Origin of the sequence: Arthrobacter gandavensis, from assembly GCF_039528575.1 — a bacterium.
Taxonomy (GTDB): domain Bacteria; phylum Actinomycetota; class Actinomycetes; order Actinomycetales; family Micrococcaceae; genus Arthrobacter_B; species Arthrobacter_B citreus_B.
The window spans coordinates 69,626-88,442 of the sequence record NZ_BAAALV010000003.1; the positions used below are offsets into that span (position 1 = coordinate 69,626).

General features: G+C 66.1%; 17 protein-coding genes. All 17 read left to right on the top strand.

The genetic code is table 11. The features are described 5' to 3' along the window. Nucleotides 1–18 precede the first annotated feature (18 nt). The 17 genes from ABFX29_RS10615 (at nt 19) to ABFX29_RS10695 (ending at nt 18,811) form a co-directional block, all read left to right on the top strand. Nucleotides 19–1,812 (top strand): peptidoglycan D,D-transpeptidase FtsI family protein, encoded by a 1,794-nt coding sequence (locus ABFX29_RS10615; RefSeq protein ID WP_246167694.1) that lies wholly within the window; start codon nt 19–21, stop codon nt 1,810–1,812. Between the two features lie 51 nt (nt 1,813–1,863). Further along, nucleotides 1,864–3,453 carry a UDP-N-acetylmuramoyl-L-alanyl-D-glutamate--2,6-diaminopimelate ligase gene (locus tag ABFX29_RS10620; protein WP_152229245.1) on the top strand — a complete coding sequence of 530 codons (1,590 nt, stop codon included), beginning with the start codon at nt 1,864–1,866 and terminating at the stop codon, nt 3,451–3,453. 6 nt (nt 3,454–3,459) lie between these two features. Then, nucleotides 3,460–4,944 carry a UDP-N-acetylmuramoyl-tripeptide--D-alanyl-D-alanine ligase gene (locus tag ABFX29_RS10625; RefSeq protein ID WP_152229177.1) on the top strand — a complete coding sequence of 495 codons (1,485 nt, stop codon included), beginning with the start codon at nt 3,460–3,462 and terminating at the stop codon, nt 4,942–4,944. Beyond that, nucleotides 4,941–6,047: a phospho-N-acetylmuramoyl-pentapeptide-transferase gene (gene mraY, locus ABFX29_RS10630; protein ID WP_152229176.1), complete on the top strand. Its 1,107-nt coding sequence runs from the start codon at nt 4,941–4,943 to the stop codon at nt 6,045–6,047. Before ABFX29_RS10625 ends, mraY begins: the two co-directional genes overlap by 4 nt. Continuing rightward, entirely contained in the window at nt 6,044–7,594 is a 1,551-nt protein-coding gene (gene murD, locus ABFX29_RS10635) for a UDP-N-acetylmuramoyl-L-alanine--D-glutamate ligase (RefSeq protein WP_246167692.1), read from the top strand. Before mraY ends, murD begins: the two co-directional genes overlap by 4 nt. Next, nucleotides 7,595–8,920 carry an FtsW/RodA/SpoVE family cell cycle protein gene (locus tag ABFX29_RS10640; protein WP_246167689.1) on the top strand — a complete coding sequence of 442 codons (1,326 nt, stop codon included), beginning with the start codon at nt 7,595–7,597 and terminating at the stop codon, nt 8,918–8,920. It begins immediately after the preceding gene. Next, on the top strand, nt 8,917–10,026 hold the full coding sequence (gene murG / locus ABFX29_RS10645; protein ID WP_152229174.1) for an undecaprenyldiphospho-muramoylpentapeptide beta-N-acetylglucosaminyltransferase: 1,110 nt from the start codon (nt 8,917–8,919) through the stop codon (nt 10,024–10,026). Before ABFX29_RS10640 ends, murG begins: the two co-directional genes overlap by 4 nt. Then, on the top strand, nt 10,023–11,441 hold the full coding sequence (gene murC, locus ABFX29_RS10650) for a UDP-N-acetylmuramate--L-alanine ligase (RefSeq protein WP_152229173.1): 1,419 nt from the start codon (nt 10,023–10,025) through the stop codon (nt 11,439–11,441). The genes murG and murC overlap by 4 nt, the downstream gene beginning before the upstream one ends. Continuing rightward, the gene (locus ABFX29_RS10655; RefSeq protein WP_152229172.1) at nt 11,431–12,456 is read left to right on the top strand and encodes a cell division protein FtsQ/DivIB; all 1,026 of its coding nucleotides are present in this window, start codon (nt 11,431–11,433) and stop codon (nt 12,454–12,456) included. Before murC ends, ABFX29_RS10655 begins: the two co-directional genes overlap by 11 nt. 216 nt (nt 12,457–12,672) lie before the next feature. Further along, nucleotides 12,673–13,839 (top strand): cell division protein FtsZ, encoded by a 1,167-nt coding sequence (ftsZ, locus tag ABFX29_RS10660; RefSeq protein WP_152229171.1) that lies wholly within the window; start codon nt 12,673–12,675, stop codon nt 13,837–13,839. A 31-nt stretch (nt 13,840–13,870) separates the two neighbouring features. After that, nucleotides 13,871–14,572, top strand: a complete 702-nt coding sequence (locus tag ABFX29_RS10665) for a purine nucleoside phosphorylase YfiH/LACC1 family protein (RefSeq protein ID WP_152229170.1) — start codon at nt 13,871–13,873, stop codon at nt 14,570–14,572. Between the two features lie 42 nt (nt 14,573–14,614). Beyond that, nucleotides 14,615–15,358 carry a YggS family pyridoxal phosphate-dependent enzyme gene (locus tag ABFX29_RS10670; RefSeq protein WP_152229243.1) on the top strand — a complete coding sequence of 248 codons (744 nt, stop codon included), beginning with the start codon at nt 14,615–14,617 and terminating at the stop codon, nt 15,356–15,358. Nucleotides 15,359–15,441: 83 nt separating this feature from the next. Beyond that, nucleotides 15,442–15,975, top strand: coding sequence for a cell division protein SepF (locus ABFX29_RS10675; RefSeq protein WP_152229169.1), 534 nt, complete (start codon nt 15,442–15,444; stop codon nt 15,973–15,975). Nucleotides 15,976–16,035: 60 nt separating this feature from the next. Beyond that, on the top strand, nt 16,036–16,329 hold the full coding sequence (locus tag ABFX29_RS10680) for a YggT family protein (protein WP_152229168.1): 294 nt from the start codon (nt 16,036–16,038) through the stop codon (nt 16,327–16,329). Between the two features lie 148 nt (nt 16,330–16,477). Further along, entirely contained in the window at nt 16,478–17,137 is a 660-nt protein-coding gene (locus ABFX29_RS10685; RefSeq protein ID WP_152229167.1) for a DivIVA domain-containing protein, read from the top strand. A 176-nt stretch (nt 17,138–17,313) separates the two neighbouring features. Then, nucleotides 17,314–17,883: a signal peptidase II gene (gene lspA / locus ABFX29_RS10690; RefSeq protein ID WP_152229166.1), complete on the top strand. Its 570-nt coding sequence runs from the start codon at nt 17,314–17,316 to the stop codon at nt 17,881–17,883. Continuing rightward, the gene (locus ABFX29_RS10695; protein ID WP_152229165.1) at nt 17,876–18,811 is read left to right on the top strand and encodes an RluA family pseudouridine synthase; all 936 of its coding nucleotides are present in this window, start codon (nt 17,876–17,878) and stop codon (nt 18,809–18,811) included. The genes lspA and ABFX29_RS10695 overlap by 8 nt, the downstream gene beginning before the upstream one ends. The last annotated feature ends 6 nt before the right edge of the window (nt 18,812–18,817 follow it).

Consider the following 18,817-nt stretch of genomic DNA (forward strand, 5'->3'; position numbering starts at 1 on the left):
CACCGGCGAGGACACGTTGTGGCAAAAGCAGGACAGGCTCCGGCACAGGAGAACCACAGGGTAACCCTCGTGACCGGCAGGCTACGGGCCGGGCTGCTTATTGTCCTGGTGCTCCTCACCCTCCTGGGCGTCCGGCTGTTCCAGGTGCAGGCCGTTGATCCGGAGGGGATGGCGGACGCTGCCGTGGCAAACAGGCTGGTGACCGTCAATGTTCCGGCCCTTCGCGGCGGCATCCTGGACAACGAGGGCAATTACCTGGCGCGCAGCGTGGAACGCTTCGACATCGTCGTTGACCAGCGGCTTTCGGCGGCCTATGACGAAGAGGAATACCAGCGGCGCAATGCCGAGGGCGACCTTGAAACCGTGACGTTCGACGCCGCGCTGCAGGAGCTTTCCGCGGTGCTGGGCCAGGACACACAGACGCTGCGGAGGTCGGTCCTGGGCGAAAAGGGATTCAACTTCGTGGCAAAGACCGTTACGCCGGAAATCCGGGACAAGGTCCTCGCGGTCAAGTTTCCCGGCGTCTATGCGGACCGCACCACGCTCCGCACCTACCCCTCCGGTCCCGTTGCCGGATCAATTGTCGGCTTCCTCGGAACGGAAGGCGCCCAGGAAGGGCTGGAACTGACCCAGGATTCGATCCTGGCCGGTGAGGCCGGGAGTAAGACGTATGAGATTGGCGGAGACGGCATCCGTATTCCGTATGCCACCAACGAAGATGTTCCCGTCCAGGACGGGGACTCAATCCGGCTGACCATCGACCAGGACCTGCAGTGGTTTGCCCAGCAGACCATTGCGGACCAGGTGAAGGAATACAACGCGGACTGGGGCAACGTCGTAGTCGTCGAGGTGGAGACGGGCAACGTCCTTGCCATGGCGGAATCCACCACGGTGGACCCGAACAACCCGGGGGCCACTGAGGCGGATTCGCGCAAGGCCCGCTCGGTGACGGACTCCTTCGAACCGGGGTCCACGACCAAGGTCATCACCATGGCGGCGGCCATCGAAGAGGGGATCATCACTCCCACCTCCCAGTTCCAGATCGAGAACACCTATTCGATTGACGGACAGACCTTCAAGGACGCCTTCGACCACGGCACGGTCCGTATGACGGCGTCCGGCGTGCTGGCCAAATCAATGAACACGGGAACCGTCATGGTGGGCCAGCAGCTGAGCCCGCAGCAGCGCTACGACTGGCTGCGGAAATTCGGCATCGGGACCGAGCTGGGAACCGGCCTCAACGGCGAGACGTCCGGCCTGCTGGCCCCGCCGGAAAGCTGGGATACCCGCCAGCAGTACACCGTGCTCTTTGGCCAGGGCCTGACCCAGACAGCGCTTCACACCGCCATGGTTTACCAGACAATCGCCAACGACGGCGTGCGCCTGCCGCCGAGGCTGGTGGACGCCCGGATCGATGCCGACGGCACGGAGCACGCGACAGAGCAGAAACCGGGCACCCGGGTTGTTTCCGAGAAGACTGCCCTGGAGGTGCAGCACATGCTGGAGACCACCACGGTTGAGGGATCCGGCGCCTCGGGAGCACTCGAAAAATATCGGGTTGGATCCAAGACGGGCACCGCGGAGGCGCCCAGCCCGAACGGCGGGTACGACGGGTACACCGTCTCCTATGCTGGTATTGCGCCCATGGACGATCCCAAGTACGTCGCTGTGGTGACCCTGCAGCGGCCCAAGGGAGACCTCTACTACATAGAACCCGGAAAGACCTTCCAGAAGGTCATGGAACAGGTCCTGACCACCAACAACGTAGCCCCCTCCGAAGGGGAGCCGGTTACGTACCCCATCGAGTACTAAAGCTGGAGCAGTGCAGTGCCACATAGCAACCATCAGCGTGCCCAAAGCAGCATGCGCCCCGAGCGGGTGCAGCCGGTCAGCCTGGCCGATGCCGCGGCAGCGCTTCCCAAGGGTTCCCCGGACATCACGGCGGCACCCGGAACCGGTGCAGGCGCCTGGGCTGTTGAGGTTACCGGGGTCAGCATCAACTCCGGGCAGGTCCTGCCCGGAGACCTCTACCTGGCATTGCCCGGAGCACGGCACCACGGGGCCGGGTTTGCGGCCGACGCCGCGGCCGCCGGAGCAGCAGCCGTCCTGACCGATGCAGCGGGTTTGGCACAGCTCCCGGCCACCGGCCTGCCGGTCTTCCTGGCCGAGGACATCCGCCGGCTGGTGGGGCCGCTCTCTGCCGCCGTGTTCAACAGCCAGCCGCAGGACGGTACCGCCCCGCTGCTCTTCGGCGTGACGGGAACCAACGGGAAAACCACCACCACCTACTTCATCACCTCGCTGCTGCGTGCCCTGGGCCGCACGACGGGACTGATCGGAACGATCGAGATCCTCGCCGGAGCGGAAGCGATTCCCAGCGTCCTCACCACTCCGGAGTCCCCCCAGGTGCACGGCCTGCTGGCGCTGATGCGCGAGCGTGCCCTGGACGCAGCCGCCATGGAGGTCTCCTCCCACGCCATTTCCTACCGGCGGGTGGACGGGGTTGTCTTCGACGTCGCCGGCTTCACCAACCTCACACAGGACCACCTGGACCTGCACGGATCCATGCAGGAGTACTTCGCCGCCAAGGCAGACCTGTTCCGCCCGGACCGCAGCCGGCGTGCCGTTGTGAGCGTGGATGATGAGTGGGGGCACCGGATGGCTGAAGTGGCCGGTTCCCGCGGTGTCACGCTGTCTACCTCAGGCGAAGCTTCCGAGGCCGACTGGCAGGTCCGCTCTGTCCGCAGGGAAGGGCTCGGCCACAGCTTCGAACTCCACCCGCCGCAGGGCCCGCCCCTTCGGGTGCGGACCGGGCTGCCGGGTGCCTTCAACGTCTCGAACGCAGCCCTGGCACTTGCCATGGTCCTGGAATCTGGTGTTGACCCTGCGCTGGTACAGGACGCACTGGATGACCACGACCCGTTTACCGTTGAGGTTCCCGGGCGGATGCAGCTGGTCTGCGAGGCCCCGGCCGCAATCGTGGACTTTGCCCACAACCCGGATGCCCTGCAGCGCACGCTCGAGTCGGTTCGCCGGCCCGAGGGACGGGTAATCGTAGTCTTCGGCGCCACGGGGGAGCGTGATGCGACGAAGCGGCCCCTGATGGGGGAGATCGCGGCGCGCCTGGCCGACGTCGTGATTGTCACTGACGACGATCCGCACGACGAGGACGACGCCGCCATCCGGGCTGACGTGCTCCGCGGTGCCCGCAGCGTCGCAGCCGAGGGTGCGGACGGTCCGCTGGTCCTTGAAGTGGCGCCCCGCGCAGCCGCGATCTACCGCGCAGTGGAACTGGCCGAGCCCGGGGACACGGTCCTGGTGGCCGGGCGCGGACACGAGGTCTGGCAGGAGGTCAAGGGAGTCAACCATGCCCTCGATGACCGGGTTGAACTTCGCGCTGCGCTGGCCAAGGCCGGATTCACAGTGCTTACTTACGACGGGGTAGAGTCCTAGATCGTCATGATTGAACTTAATGCAGCCGAAATTGCGGCAATTACGGGCGGCGAGCTGGTAGGGGCAGCAGCAGCAGACCCGTCCATTCCAGTGACGTCAGCCACCACCGACTCCCGCGAAGCGGGTCCGTCGGCTCTGTTTATTGCCAAGCCGGGCGAGTTTTCCGACGGCCACCTGTTCGTGGCCCGGGCCTTTGAGGCCGGCGCGGCGCTGGCCCTGACGGAGCGCCCGGTAACCGGTGCGGACGGAACAGTGTTCCCCGGCATCGTTGTTCCGGACGCCGTGGCTGCCATGGGGCAGATCGCCGCCGAGATTGTCCGGAGGCTGCGCGCCGAAGGCCCGCTGACCGTTATCGGCATCACCGGCTCGGCCGGCAAGACCACCACCAAGGACCTGCTCGCAGGCCTGCTCGGCGCACACGGGAACACCGTGGCTCCGGTCGGTTCGTACAACGGGGAGGTCGGAGTTCCGCTGACCATCTTCAATGCCGGGCACGGCACGCGCTACCTCGTTGTCGAGATGGGAGCCACCGGCGTCGGGCACATCACCTACCTGGCGGATATGGTGCGCCCGGACATCGGCGTCGTCCTCTGCGTCGGCACCGCCCACTCCGGAGAGTTCGGCGGCGTGGAGAACATCGCCCGCGCCAAGGGCGAAATGGTTGAGGCGCTGTCCCCGGAAGGTACGGCCGTCCTGAACGGTGACGACATCCGCGTCGCCGCCATGGACAAGCGCACCACAGCCGGCGTCCTGTCCTTCACGTCCTCTTCCGACGAACTGCCGGGCAACCACGCCACGCTGCGTGCCGTTGATGCAGCCACCGATGAGCAGGGACGGCCGGTCTTCACCCTCGAGTTCCCGAACGGCGAACGCCACCGGGTTGAATCGGGCCTGATCGGCGCGCACCACACGGCGAACCTGCTGGCCGCCGCCGGCGCCGCCCTGGCCGCCGGTATTGCGCCGGCAGAGATCGCTGCGGGACTCTCCGGTCAAAAGGCAGCCAGCCGCTGGAGGATGGAGCGGACCGACCGCGCGGACGGCATCACAGTCATCAATGACGCCTACAACGCCAACCCGGAATCCATGCGTGCTGCGCTGCGGACCCTCGCGGAACTTGGCAGGGGACGGCGCACCTGGGCCGTGCTGGGCGAAATGCTTGAGCTGGGTGATGAATCAGTAACCGAGCACGACGCCATTGGCCGCTATGTGGTCCGCCTGAACATCTCCAAGCTCATCGTGGTGGGAACCGGGGCCCGCGCCCTGCACACCGGGGCCGTCATGGAGGGTTCATGGGGAGACGAGTCGACGTTCGTCCAGACTCCCGAAGAAGCCGAGGCCATTCTTGAATCCTCACTTGAACCCGGCGATATTGTCCTGTTCAAATCTTCCAACGGGGCCGGACTGCGGTTCCTTGGTGATCGGATCGCCTTGAATACCCTTTCCGCAGCAGGCAGCACCCAGGACGACTCCAACCGGGGTGAGGCACTGTGATTTCCCTTCTGATCGGCTGTTCCCTCGGCCTGGTCCTGGCCCTCGCGTTCACGCCGCTGTTCATCCGGTTCCTGGTGAAAAAGGGCTACGGACAGTTTGTCCGGGACGACGGCCCGACGTCGCACCACACCAAGCGCGGAACGCCCACCATGGGCGGCGCCGTCATCGTGGCGTCCGTGGTTGCCTCCTACTTCATTACCCACCTGATCTCCTACGCGATCAATCCCACCACCTTCGGGCCCTCCGCGTCCGGGCTGCTGGTGCTGTTCCTGATGGTCGGCATGGGTCTTGTGGGCTTCATTGACGACTACACCAAGATCTCCCGGCAGCGCTCCCTGGGCCTGAATGCCAAGGCGAAGATCACCCTGCAGGCGATCGTGGGCATAGTCTTTGCCGTCCTTGCCCTGCAGTTCCCGAACAACGCCGGCCTGACCCCGGCGTCGACCAACGTCTCCTTTGTACGCGACACCGCCATTGACCTTGCGTTCGCCGGAACCATCATCGGCGCGATCCTGTTCATCCTCTGGTCCAGCGTGATCATTACCGCCGCGACCAACGGCGTGAACCTGGCCGACGGGCTTGACGGCCTGGCCGCCGGCGCCTCGATCCTGGTGTTCGGTGCGTATTTCCTGATCGGCATCTGGCAGTCCAACCAGTCCTGCCTGGGCAACCCGGGGGAAACCGGGGTCTGCTACGAAGTCCGTGACCCCATGGACCTGGCACTGCTTGCCGGTGCCATGGCCGGAGCCCTGGTTGGGTTCCTCTGGTGGAACACCTCCCCGGCAAAGATCTTCATGGGAGACACCGGGTCGCTGGCCATTGGCGGTGCCATCGCAGCCTTCGCGATCCTCTCCCGCACCGAACTGCTGCTGGTTATCCTGGCCGGACTGTTCGTGATCATCTCCGCATCGGTAATCATCCAGGTGGGCTACTTCAAGCTCAGCGGCGGCAAACGCGTGTTCAAGATGGCGCCGCTGCAGCATCACTTCGAACTCAAGGGCTGGGCAGAAGTCACGGTGGTGGTCCGTTTCTGGATCATCGGCGGGCTTTGCGTCGCCCTTGCCCTGGGACTCTTCTACGCTGATTGGGTGGCCGGACAGTGAGCATCCCCCCTGTATCAAACGCATCAAATCCCCGCCTGGACGACCTGACGACGTGGGACTCCGACTGGAAGGGCCTGCGGGTCCTGGTAGCGGGAATCGGTCTATCGGGCTTCTCGGCGGCGGATACCCTGATCGAGCTGGGCGCCCGCGTCGTCGTAGTGGACGGCGTTGACTCCGAGGAAAACCGCGGCAAGGCAGACACCTTGAAGATCGTCGGCGCAGCAGACGTCCGGCTGGGGGCCGAAGCGATGTCCGGGCTTTCGACGGTGGACGGGGAACCGGCTGAGCTGGTGGTCACCTCACCGGGCTTCCGGCCCTCGCATCCTGTCCTCGCAGCCGCAGCGGATGCCGGCATTCCCATCTGGGGCGACGTTGAGCTGGCCTGGCGGGTGCGCATCCGCGAGGGACGGCCCACGGCGCCCTGGCTGGCCATTACCGGAACCAACGGCAAGACCACTACGGTGGGCATGACCGAGTCCATGCTGCGGGCGGCCGGACTCCGGGCCATCGCCGCGGGCAACGTCGGCACGCCGATCCTGGACGCCATCCGCGACCCGCAGGGCTGGGACGCAATCGCCGTCGAGCTCTCCAGCTTCCAGCTGCACTGGACCTATTCGATGTCGCCGCTGGCCAGCGTCTGCCTGAACATCGCCGAAGACCACGTGGACTGGCACGGCAGCTACGACGCCTACCGGGCGGACAAGGCCAGGGTGTACGAAAACACCCAGGTTGCCTGCATCTACAACGCCGAGCAGGCCGAGACCGAACACATGGTCGTAGAAGCCGACGTGGTGGAAGGCTGCCGCGCGGTTGGCTTCACCACGGGCACCCCTGCGGTCAGCATGGTGGGAATCGTGGAAGGGCTCCTGGTGGACCGGGCGTTCATCGAGGAACGCCGGAACTCTGCCGCGGAACTGGCTTCCCTGGATGACCTGGGGGACAGCGCTCCCCGCCACCTGGCCGCTGACGCCCTTGCCGCCGCTGCGCTGGTTCGGGCATTCGGAGTGGAGCCGGTTGCCGTGCGCGACGGCCTGCGCAACTACGCCCCGGGCGGGCACCGGATCGAGCCGGTGGCGAAGCTGAACGACATCCTCTGGGTCAACGATTCAAAGGCCACCAACCCGCACGCCGCAGCTGCCTCGCTGGCCGCCTTTGGGCGCGTCGTCTGGATTGCCGGCGGGCTGTCCAAGGGTGTCACCTACGACGAGCTGGTGGCCTCCCACGCCCACCGCCTGCGTGCCGTGGTGCTCATCGGCACCGATTCATCGCAGCTGCGCTCCGCATTGGCCCGACACGCTTCCGATGTGCCGGTAATTGAAGCCTCGCAGGCGGACACTGGAGGGGAAGGAACGCCCACCGGTGAAGCCGTCATGGTCCAGGCCGTGGCTGCAGCGGCCGGTGTGGCACAGGGAGGGGACACAGTCCTCATGGCGCCGGCCTCGGCGTCCATGGACCAGTTCCGCTCCTACGCCCACCGGGGCGAGGCCTTCATTGAAGCTGTCCGCGGATACGTGGAAGGGCAGGAGCAGACCACCAAGGAGCCGTAGATGGTGACCACGTCCACGGGCAAGGGCCGCAAGCCGACGGCGCGCAGGCGCCCGGCAGGCACGCGGCCGGGCCCGGCAGCAGCAAAGCCCGTCACCACCGCTTCCCCCGGTCCCGCAGCGGCGCCGACGCCGAAAAAGGGCGGCCTGCGCCTGAAAGAACGGTTTACCTCGTTCATGGTGCTGCTCGAAGGCAGCGACGCGAAGGCCACCGGGTCCAGCTATTACATGATCCTTGGCACCACATTGGCGCTGACGGCTATCGGTCTGATGATGGTTCTCTCGGCTTCCTCAGTTGAGGCGATCGCAGCGGCCGCCGGATCGGCGGCAGGGGCGGCGACCACCTTCGACCTGTTCGTCAAGCAGATGATGTTTGCTGCCATCGGCGTCGTGCTCATGCTTGGGCTCTCCCGGTTCGGTCCGCGCTTCTACCGGGTTATCGCTTGGCCGGCCCTTGGGGCTGCAATCGTGCTGCTGGTCCTGGTGCTGTTCATCGGCGTGGAGGTCAACGGCAACAAGAACTGGCTCGCGTTCGGGCCGGTGACCGGCCAGCCCTCGGAGGCGGCAAAGCTTGCCATGGCCGTCTGGTTCGCCGCCGTGCTCTCGCGGAAGGGCCCGCTGATCACGCAGTGGAAGCACGCTGTTGTACCGGTCGTCCCCGGCGGCGGGATCCTCATTGGCCTGGTGCTCCTGGGCCATGACCTCGGCACCGTCATCATCATGGGCCTGATCATGCTCGCAGCGCTGTTCTTCGCCGGCGCAAGGCTGAAGCTGCTGGGCCTCATGAGCCTCGCCGCTGCTGCAGCTGCCGCCGTCTTCTCCATCGGCAGCGGAAACCGGACCAGCCGGATCAGTGCCTGGCTCCAGCTGGACTGCTCGGCAGGGCTGTGCGACCAGGCCAATGCCGGCATGTACGCGCTGGCCTCGGGCGGCTGGTTCGGCGTGGGCATCGGCCAGAGCCGGCAGAAATGGAATTGGATCCCCGAAGCCCATAACGACTTCATCTTCGCCATCATCGGTGAGGAGTTCGGACTGCTGGGCACGCTGGTGGTGCTGGTTCTCTTCGGTATCCTTGCAGTGGCCACGGTACGGGTAACGATGCGCCACACCCAGCCGTTCATCCGGATTGTCTGCGGCTGCATCCTGGTCTGGATCACTGGCCAGGCCGCGGTGAACATTGCCATGGTTACCGGGCTGCTGCCCGTGATCGGCGTCCCGCTCCCGTTCATTTCCTACGGCGGCTCGTCGCTGACGTTCACGCTGGCCGCAGTCGGCGTCCTACTGTCCTTTGCACGCACTATCCCTGAAAGGGAACCCGCAGCTCCATGACGCAGTCCCCACTTTCCGTAGTACTCGCCGGCGGCGGCACAGCTGGGCACATCAGCCCGCTGCTGGCCATAGCAAACGCCGTAAGGCGGATGCGGCCGGATGCCCGCATCAAAGTAGTGGGCACTTCAGCCGGCATGGAAACCCGCCTGGTGCCGGCGGCAGGCTACGAGCTTGCCGTGATCGACCGCGTACCGATGCCGCGGAAGCCCAGCGGCGATCTGGCCCGGCTCCCGGCACGCCTGGCGCGTGCCGTGCGGCAGGCGGGGGACGTGCTCGATGCAGCCGCTGCCGACGTCGTTGTGGGAGTTGGCGGCTATGTCTCCACCCCCGTGTACCTGGCTGCCCGCAAGCGACGGATCCCCGTTGTTGTGCACGAGGCCAATGCCCGTCCCGGGCTTGCCAACCGGGTGGGCGCCAAGAGCGCGGCCGTGGTGGGCGTAGCGTTCGAGGAGACCAAGCTGCCCGGCGCACGCTGGGTTGGGATGCCCATGCGCACGGAAATCTCCGGGCTGGACCGAGAGGCCGCCCGGTACGATGCCCGAGCCGCCCTGGGCCTGGAACAGGACCTGCCCACCCTGGTGGTGACCGGAGGCTCCTCCGGTGCCGCGAGCATCAACGCCGCGGTCACGGCCGCCCTGCCCGCACTGGCCTCTGCAGGCATCCAGACCCTGCACGTCACCGGCCGCGGGAAAGCGGCTGCGGATGCCGAGGGCAAAGCCCTCACCGCCCCGCTGTACAGGCAGGTTGAATATGTTGACGGCATGGAACTGGCCTACGCGGCAGCGGACCTGCTGCTGGCCCGTTCGGGGGCCGGGACGGTCAGTGAGATCTCCGCCGTCGGGCTTCCCGCAGTGCTGGTTCCGCTGCCCCACGGCAACGGCGAACAGGCGCTGAACGCGGCCGGTCTGGTCGACGCCGGCGGCGCCCTGCTGGTGCGGGACTCGCAGTTCACTGCTGACTGGATCAGCGCGAACATTATTCCGCTCCTGAAGGATCCACAGGCCCTAAAGACCATGGCGGAAGCCTCCGCCGCACGCGGCATCCGCGACGCGGACGCCCGAATGGCTGAGCTCATCGTTGAGGCAGCGGAACGGAAAGACGCATGAGCGCCCTGTTGCTGGAAGACCTGGGCCGGGTCCACTTCATTGGCCTCGGGGGTGCCGGCATGTCCGCCGTCGCCCGCGTCATGCTCGGCCGCGGCATTGAGGTGTCCGGATCCGATGCCCGCGACTCGGCCGGCCTGCGCGCCCTCGAAGCGCTCGGAGCCCAGGTGTACGTGGGTCACGACGCAGCCAATATCGGCGGTGCACGCACAGTGGTCATTTCAACCGCTATCCGTGCCGACAACCCCGAGCTCGCCGCGGCCCAGGCAGCCGGCCTGCGCGTGATCCACCGTTCCGAGGCGTTGGCTGCGGCCATGGAAGGCCGGGAAGTCGTTGCCGTTGCCGGGACCCACGGCAAGACCACAACGACGGCGATGATCACCGTCCTGCTCCGCGAAGCCGGGAGGGATCCCTCCTTCGCCATCGGCGGTGACGTCGCCGCGCTGGGCGTTAACGCGGCCGCCGGTACGGGGCAGGTGTTTGTTGCCGAAGCCGACGAATCGGACGGCTCATTCCTGAACTACTCGCCCCGGATCTCCGTCATCACGAACGTCGAGGCCGACCACCTGGACCACTACGGCACGGCTGAAGCCGTATTCGCGTCCTTTGACCGTTTTGTTGAACTGCTGCCTGGGAACGGTGTCCTGGTTGCCTGCGCCGATGATCCCGGCGTGCGTGACCTGCTGGCGCGGACCGGCGGGTTCCTGGTTCGCACCTACGGGTATTCGGAGGATGCGGATGTCCGCATCTCCGGGACTGAAACCGACGGGCGCCAGAGCACCAGCACGCTGCACTTCCGGCACGACTACCGGGACCGTCAGCAGCGCCTGGCACTGCAGGTACCCGGCCGGCACAACGTGCTCAACGCCGCAGCCGCCTTCACCGTCGCCCTTGCACTGGGAGTCGACCCGGAGGCAGCCGCACTCGGCCTGGGGACCTTCTCCGGGGCCGCCCGCCGCTTCGAGCCCAAGGGCGAAGCCCGCGGCGTGCGTGTCTTCGACGACTATGCCCACCATCCCACCGAGGTGGCCGCGGCAATGCAGGCCGCGCGTGCCGTCGCCGGCAGGCATGCCGTCCATGTGCTCTTCCAGCCGCATCTTTTCAGCCGCACCCGCAACTTCGCGGCCGAGTTCGCCCAGGCCCTGGACCTGGCGGATTCGGTGACCGTACTTCCCATCTATCCCGCCCGTGAGGACCCTATCCCCGGTGTCACTTCGGAGCTGATTACCACTCGCCTGAGGACACCCTCGGCCGTGGCTGCAGATGCCGGCACCGCTGTCCGGGAGATTGCCGCGCGGGCATCTTCGGGGGACATCGTGCTGACTGTCGGTGCAGGAGATGTCACCCAGTACGGTTCCGCACTGGTAGCGGCACTCGGTGGTCCTGCGCCGGGCGGGAGCAGTGCGGATGCCGGGTAGGAAGCCCCGCCGCCCGCCGGCGGCAGCCACTGGTCCCCGGCTCTCCGGCCCGGGCATGCACGGGGAACGGGCGCAGCCTGTACGGAGCGCAGCCAACTCAGCCAAGGTTGAAGTGCTTGGTGCCCAGGAAGCCCAGGAAGCCCAGGAAGCCCAGATCCATGAAATCCGCCCGGGTGCCTCGGCGCATCCGGACAACGTCATTTCGGCGACGCGGGATGCCTTCGAGGGGGCCGGTCCCGAGGTTCCGGGACAGAACCCCGGCGCGGAATCCGCCGGTGGCAGCGAAAATCCGGATGCCAGTGTCCTGGCCTTTCCGGAACCGCCGGTCCGCCGGCGCAGGCGCTATGCCGTGGCGGGCGCGGCAGCCGCTGCCGTACTGCTGGCGGTCTTGTTCTTTGTCGTGTTTTTCTCCCCGGCACTGGCACTGAAGAACCTGAGGGTCGAAGGCAACACCCTTCTGACTACACAGGAAGCCGAAGCCGCACTGGCGCCGCTGCTGGGCACACCCCTGGCCCTCATTGCGGACTCGGATGCCGGCGCACTGCTGGAAGACCGCCCGGAGGTGCAGTCGGTGGAGGTCACGGCAGTGCCGCCGTCGGACCTGGTGGTTACGGTCACCGAGCGTGTGCCGGTGGCAGTGCTGCAGAACGGCAGCGAGTTCCTGCTCATTGACGAGGAGGGCCGCCAGCTCAAAGCAGTGGGGGAGAGAGGCCAGGCGGCGCTGCCGCTGATAGACGGCGGCACGGATGCCGTCAACAGCTCGGTCTTCCCGACGGTTACCGCTGTGCTGGCAGCCCTGCCGCCCAACGTGCTGGGGATGCTTGACCATGCATCGGCGCAGACGGTGGACTCAGTGGAGCTCCAGCTCACCGGCGGGCAGACGGTATTCTGGGGGAGCGCGGAAGCGAACGCGGCGAAAGCGCGGGCACTTGAGGCCCTGCTTCTGATGCCTCCGGCAGATCCGCCGGTTTCGGTTTTCGACGTGAGCACGCCGAACCGGCCGGTGACCCGGTGAGCATCCAGCCGCGAAAGACCCGCGAAGTTTCTCACCGACACGCGCGGAGCGGTAATTGCGGAAGCATCCGGCGCCCCATAGCGTCGGGAGTAGAGCATTACTTGACATAACTATAACCCTCAAGTCGAGGGTTAAGGTTGTTCGGTTGAAGGTTTCGGCCGGGGCAGACCCGGCCACATTGATCAGTTGCACAGATTCGAACAAGGGACACAGGACGTGGCAGCACCGCAGAATTACTTGGCCGTCATCAAGGTCGTCGGCATCGGCGGCGGCGGCGTGAATGCCGTAAACCGAATGATCGACGTCGGACTCCGCGGAGTCGAGTTCATTGCGATCAATACAGATGCCCAGGCGCTGCTGATGAGTGACGCCGACGTGAAGCTCGACGTCGGACGTGAACTGACCCGCGGACTGGGTGCCGGAGCCGATCCCGAGGTTGGCCGCAAGGCCGCAGAGGACCACGCCGAGGAAATCGAAGAGGTGCTGCGCGGAGCAGACATGGTCTTCGTGACCGCCGGCGAAGGCGGCGGCACCGGCACCGGCGGCGCGCCCGTCGTGGCCCGGATCGCCCGTTCCCTCGGCGCCCTGACCATCGGCGTGGTAACGCGTCCCTTCACGTTCGAAGGTCGGCGCCGGTCCAACCAGGCCGAGTCCGGCATCGATACGCTGCGGGACGAAGTCGACACCCTGATCGTCATCCCGAACGACCGCCTGCTCTCCATCAGCGACCGCAACGTCTCAATGCTGGACGCCTTCCGTTCAGCTGACCAGGTGCTGCTCTCCGGCGTCCAGGGCATCACCGACCTGATCACCACTCCGGGTCTGATCAACCTCGACTTCGCTGACGTGAAGTCCGTAATGCAGGGTGCAGGTTCGGCGCTGATGGGCATCGGTTCCGCCCGCGGCGAGGACCGCGCGGTGAAGGCAGCCGAACTCGCCATTGCCTCCCCGCTGCTGGAAGCTTCCATCGACGGCGCACACGGCGTCCTGCTCTCCATCCAGGGCGGCTCGGACCTCGGCCTGTTCGAGATCAACGAAGCGGCACGCCTGGTGCAGGAAGTCGCCCACCCGGAGGCCAACATCATCTTCGGTGCCGTCATTGACGACGCCCTGGGGGATGAAGCCCGCGTTACCGTGATCGCGGCCGGCTTCGACCAGGTGGACGTCACCTCGCAGCCTGCCTCGGCCAAGCCCGCGGAAGCTCCGCAGTCCTCACCGGCCGCAGCTGCTGCTGCCGCCGGCGCGGGAAATTCGGCCTGGGCCCAGCGTCCGCAGACCGTCCCGGCTGATGCCGGGTTCGACGTCGACCTGCCCGCCGTGGTTGAGCCTGACCTCAGCGCGGGACGCCAGGACGACCTCGACGTTCCCGATTTCCTCAAGTAAGACCAGCACCGGCGCGGGGTTGTTCGATCGTATGTTTTGGTGGGAAGGGCAGGGTCCTGCGGGGCTCCGCGTAGCTTTCACTGACACATCGGCGGGCAACCTCGCGCTGCATGTTGGGGATGATCCCGCTGAAGTCCGCCTGCGACGGTCCGTCCTTGAGGAGCGGATGGGCGTGCAGGCGGGCTCCCTGCGGTTTATGGAACAGGTCCATTCCGCGGACGTTGCCCTGGTTCACGGCCTGCCGGAGGCAGGGGAAGTGCCCGTGGCAGATGCCCTGGTAAGCGCGGACGGTTCCGCCCCGCTGGCCGTCATGGTCGCCGACTGCCTGCCGGTGATCCTTGCCGGGACGAGTGCGGACGGCGCCGTAACCGCAGCCGCACACGCCGGCCGGCGCGGCCTGCTGGATGGAATCCTGGCCAACACGGCAGCGGCCCTCCGCGATGCCGGCGCCGCTGAAATCCACGCATGGATAGGCCCGGCGGTGTGCGGGAAATGCTATGAAGTCCCCGAAGAAATGCTCGCGCAGGCGGACCATCTCCCCGGCGCTACCTCAAAGACCAGCTGGGGCACGCCGGCGCTGGACCTGCCCGGGGCAGCCCGCCGCCAGCTGCTTTCACTTGGCGTGTCCGTGGAAATGGTCCCCGGGTGCACCATGGAAGAACCGCAGCTCTTCTCCCACCGCCGGGACGCCCCTACCGGCAGGTTCGCCGGACTCATCTGGCAGTCCCGCTAACCTGGTCCCGCGCGAATGAAACACAGCACCACCGAGGAAGTCATGAGCACCAGCACTGACCGTGCAGCAGACCTAAAGCACCGCCTGGACCGGGTTCGGCACCGCATCTCAGCGGCCGCATCAGCCAGTGGCCGCAGCGAGCCGGCACTCATCGTCGTCACCAAGTATTTTCCTGCTTCCGACGTCGCCGCGCTGGCAGCGCTTGGAGTCCGGGACGTGGGCGAGAACAAGGCACAGGAAGCCGAAGCCAAGGCAGCCGAACTGGCCGGGAACGGCTTGCGCTGGCACTTCATTGGACAACTGCAGACCAACAAGGCCAAGTCCGTGGTCCGGTATGCCTCCGCTGTGCACTCAGTGGACCGGCCCGGCCTGGTGGCGGCACTGGGCAAGGCAATGGCCGCCGAGAACCGGCGCCGGACTGAAGCCGGCCAGCCCTCGAGGGCGCCGCTGGACTGCTACCTCCAGCTCGATCTCCGCAGCGGAGAGGACCTTGATCCCGGACGCGGCGGGGCCCGCCCAGCGGACATGCTTGAACTGGCCGCTGCGGTGGCGGCCGATCCCTCTCTGTCTCTTGCCGGGCTCATGGCGGTCGCGCCGCTTGGTGAGGATCCGGCTGCGGCGTTTGCCCGCCTGCAGGAACTCTCCGCTGAACTCACCTCCCGCTATCCGGGGGCTGCCGGCATCTCGGCAGGCATGAGCCAGGACCTGGAAGCTGCAGTAGCGCACGGCGCGACACACCTGCGGATTGGCTCGGATGTTCTCGGTCCCCGCCCTGCTGTGGGGTAGCGTCAAAGACGGCAGGGGTAACACTGCAAAAACACTGGGTACCACTGGATAACGCGGGACGCTGAAGGACTGAAGGAGCAACCATGGCTGGCGCAATGCGCAGGACGATGATCTACCTTGGGCTCGCCGATGGCGATGAGCTGTACGAGGACGAGCAGAAGCCTGTCCGCGAGGCTCCCGCCAGGGATGAGGAACGGGCACCGGAAAGCGAGCGGAACGACCGCGAGCTGGCCGTGACCTCCCAGCCCGAGCGCAAGACTGCGGTGGAGGAATACCGTGCTCCGGTAACTCCGATCAAGCGTGCCCCCTCATCGGCAAAGGAAGACGTGGCAGGCTTGCGGCAAATCACCACCGTCCATCCCCGTTCCTACAACGACGCCAAGATCATTGGCGAGAGTTTCCGCGACGGGATTCCGGTCATCATGAACGTCACCGACATGGGAGAATCGGACGCCAAGCGCCTCGTGGACTTCTCCGCGGGACTTGTGTTCGGATTGCGCGGTACCATCGAACGGGTGACCAACAAGGTCTTCCTGCTCTCGCCGTCTTACGTCGAGGTGCTGGGAGACGACAAGAAGGTCAGCGAGTCCCAGTCCACTTTCTTCAACCAGAGCTAGCCGCCGCCCCTCGTGGGCGGAGCGGGCAGCCGTTCTCCTACGGCGGAAACGACAACACGCGTGAGTATTATTTTTGCCCTGCTGTACCTGGTGCTGATGCTCTTTCAGCTCGCCCTGATCCTGCGCATCGTTTATGACGCCGTGCAGATGTTTGCCCGTCAGTGGCGGCCCAAGGGTCCTGCCCTGGTCCTGGCTACCGCAGTTTACGGGGCCACGGACCCGCCCATCCGGGCGCTGCGGCGGATCATCCCGCCGCTGCGGCTGGGAGGGATCTCCCTGGACCTGGCGTTCCTGGTGCTGTTCATCGTGGTGAGCATCGCCATGCAGATCGTGTGGGCCGCAGCCGTTCGCTAGGCAGAGACGGGGTTGGTTCGATATCGGTTCGCAAAAGATATAATGTGAAAATTATATTGAAATGATCCCTGATTTTATGTTCGAGATTCTGTAACTAGGCTCACTGCCCCAGGGCAGGCCGGCCTGATAACCAGTATGAGGTGACCAGATGGCCCTGACGCCAGAAGATGTAGTCAATAAGCGGTTCCAGCCGACCAAGTTCCGTGAAGGCTACGACCAGGACGAGGTGGATGACTTCCTCGACGAAATCGTCGTGGAACTCCGCCGGCTGAATGCCGAGAACGAGGACCTGCGCCGGCAGCTCGCCGAGGCAGTGGCTGATGCTCCTGCTGGCAACCAGGTTCCCGCCCCGGTTTCTGCGGCTGCAAAGACCGAGCAGGTATCCCAGCCTGTCAAGGAAGAGAAGAAGCCCGAAACGGCTCCGGCACCGAAGGTGGAAGAGCCCAAGGCTGAAGCGCCCCGCGCTGCTGAGCCCGCTGCCTCCGCCAACACGGCCGAGTCCGCAGCAGGCATCCTGGCAATGGCCCAGAAGATGCACGACGATTACGTGAGCGCCGGCGTTGAGCAGCGCGACAAGATCATTGCAGAGGCTCAGATCGAAGCCAGCGGACTCGTCACCGAAGCACAGGAGAAGAGCCGCAAGATCCTCAGCTCCCTCGAGCAGCAGAAGGCGCTGCTGGAGCGGAAGGTGGAGCAGCTGCGCGGCTTCGAGCGCGATTACCGCTCACGCCTCAAGGCATACATCGAAGGCCAGCTGCGCGACCTCGACTCCCGCGGCTCGGTAGCCTCGGAGACCGCAGACGCGTAACGCGTGTGCAGCTAGTCGTTTCTCCGCCTGGACGGATATGAATCAGGATTAGACTGGTGACAGAGACATGGGCCGGCGGCCGGGATCTCCCGGCTGCCGGCCCATGCTGTTGCACCACCTGTGCCTGACCTGCCTCCGGCACCTGTACTTCCCGCTGTCCGACTCCCGAAAGCACCATGACTGACTCAACTCCGGCTCCAGCCCCGCCGCCACAGCCGCCGGCGCGCCCCAAAGCCGCCATGACCCGCTATGCACTGGTCATGGCTGTCGTCGCACTCGCCGCCTGGGTTTTCGACCAGCTCACCAAAATCTGGGTCGTAGCAACGATGACCGAGGGGCAGGTGACGGACGTCCTGCCGCCGCTGCTGCGCTGGCACTTCATCCGGAACCCCGGAGCCGCGTTCTCGATCGGCACCGACTACACCTGGATCTTCACGATCATCATGGTTGTGGTCTCCGGGTTCCTGATCTACCTGATGTTCCGGCTGCGTTCCGCCGCCTGGTCCGTGGCACTGGGCCTCGTCCTCGGCGGCGCCGTGGGCAACCTCACCGACCGGCTTTTTCGGGAACCCTCCTTCGGCCAGGGCCACGTGGTGGATTTCATCGCCTTTCCCAATTTCGCCATCTTCAACATTGCCGACTCCTGTGTTGTCTCAGGCGTGATCCTGGTCTGCCTGCTGACGCTTCGCGGAATCAACATGGACGGCACCCGCGCAACGGCAGGCAAGGACAGCACCGATGCCTGAAATCCACGCCCGCTTCACCATCGGCGAGGAGCACCAGGGAGTCCGGGCCGACGCCGCGCTGGCCGAACTGCTTGATGTCTCCCGTTCCACCGCCGCCGGCTGGTGTGGCGAAGGCTGGCTCACCCGGAGCGGGCGCCCGCTCGCCAAGTCAGACCGGCTGCATGCCGGTGACAGTGTTGCCGCTGACGTGCCGGAGCAGCCGGACCCGCTGGCCGTCGTCGTCGAGCCCGTGGAGGACCTCAAAATCCTTGGCGACGACGAACACTTCGTTGTGATCGACAAGCCGGTTGGCGTGGCGGCCCATCCCTCTCCGGGATGGGTTGGCCCCACCGTGGTAGGCGCCCTGGCGGCCGCCGGCTACCGGATCTCGACGTCCGGCGCGGGGGAGCGGCAGGGCATTGTCCACCGCCTCGACGTCGGCACTTCCGGCGTTATGGTGGTCGCCAAGACCGAACACGCCTACACGCTCCTGAAGCAGGCGTTCCGCGACCGTACCGTGGAGAAGGAATACCACGCACTTGTCCAGGGCCTGCCGGATCCGCTGGAGGGCACCATCGATGCCCCGATCGGTCGGCACCCGGGGCACGACTGGCGCTTCGCCGTCGTCGATGAAGGCCGCGACTCCGTGACGCACTACAAGGTCCTGGAAGCTTTCGGCCGCGCGTCGCTGGTGGAAGTCCACCTGGAGACCGGCCGGACCCACCAGATCCGCGTGCACTTCTCTGCCCTGCGCCACCCGTGCGCCGGAGACCTGACCTACGGGGCCGACCCGCGCCTGGCTGCGGAACTGGGATTGACCCGCCAGTGGCTGCATGCACGGAAGCTTGGTTTCACCCATCCCGCAACGGGGGAATGGGTGGAGTTCACCTCCAGCTATCCGCAGGACCTGCAGTATGCCCTCGACGCGCTGGGCCGCGGCGACGTCTGAGCCCTC